This is a genomic window from Aeromicrobium camelliae, assembly GCF_003850045.1.
Taxonomy (GTDB): Bacteria; Actinomycetota; Actinomycetes; order Propionibacteriales; family Nocardioidaceae; genus Aeromicrobium; species Aeromicrobium camelliae.
Map to the genome: position 1 here is coordinate 1 of NZ_RQJX01000034.1, position 1088 is coordinate 1088.

Here is a 1088-nt window from a genome sequence, read left to right on the forward strand (position 1 = left end):
TGTGATGTCCAGGCAGGTTGTTCTCGATCCTGCTGATGGGTGGTAGTGCTCCGAGCGCGGAGTGGGGCCTGTGGTGATTGTAGAAGTGCAGCCAGCCCGGCAGGGCGGCTCGGCGTTCTGCCTCTGATCTGTAGAACCGTGCGTAGGCCCAGCCATCGGCGAGGGTGCGGTGGAATCGTTCGATCTTCCCGTTGGTCTGCGGTCGGTAGGGGCGAGTGCGCTTGTGGGTGATCTCGAGGGCTTGGCAGGCGTCGCGCCAGGCGTGTGACCGGTAGCAGCTGCCGTTGTCGGACAGGACGCGTTCGACGGTGACGCCGCGGTCGGCGAACCACTCGACGGCTCGCTGCAGGACACCGATGGCGCTGGCTGCGGTCTCATCGGGACAGAACTCGGCGTATGCGACGCGGGAGTGATCATCGATCACCGTGTGGAGGAATGCCGTGCCGATGTTCGGGTGGCCTTTTGGTGTCCGGCCAGTCCGCAACGCTGTCTGAGCCTTGTTGCGATAGCCGCGCTGCTTTCCGACGTAGCGCCAACCGCCGCCGTCGGGGATGTTGCCGAACTTGGTGACGTCGACGTGGATCAGCGAACCCGGACGCGGGTGCTCGTAACGCCTGATCGGCTCCCCGGTGACCCGATCGATGTGGCGGAGCCGATTCAAGCGACAGCGCACCAGCACCGCGTGCACCGTTGACGGCGCGAGTCCGAGCCGGCCTCCGATCTGCACTGGCCCCAGCCGGTGGCGCCAACGCAGGGTCACGATCTGACGCTTGACGTGCTCGGGAGTGCGGTGCGGACAAGACCTGGGCCGGCTCGACCGGTCGACCATCCCGGCCGGTCCCTCAGCACGGAACCGGGCTGCCCATTTGCGGGCGGTCACGGTCGAGACCATGAACATCCTGGCCGCCTCCGACGGCTTCCAGCCGTCCTCGATGATCAGACGGGCCAGACGAAGACGTGCTCGTGGTGTGAGGGCAGCGTTAGCGTGGACCATGAAGGCCTCCTCGGTGCGAAACGGAACCTAGACAGCTCCACTCTCACCCGGAGGCCTTCACCTATCCAGAGAAACAACGTCCCTGGACATCACA

The 1088-nt window shown here is 65.4% G+C and carries 1 protein-coding gene; it reads right to left on the minus strand.

The window, feature by feature from the left end:
* On the minus strand, window positions 1–994 hold a 994-nt coding region (locus EHW97_RS15155; protein ID WP_124238009.1), incomplete at its 3' end, for an IS481 family transposase.
* Between the last annotated feature and the right edge of the window lie 94 nt (window positions 995–1088).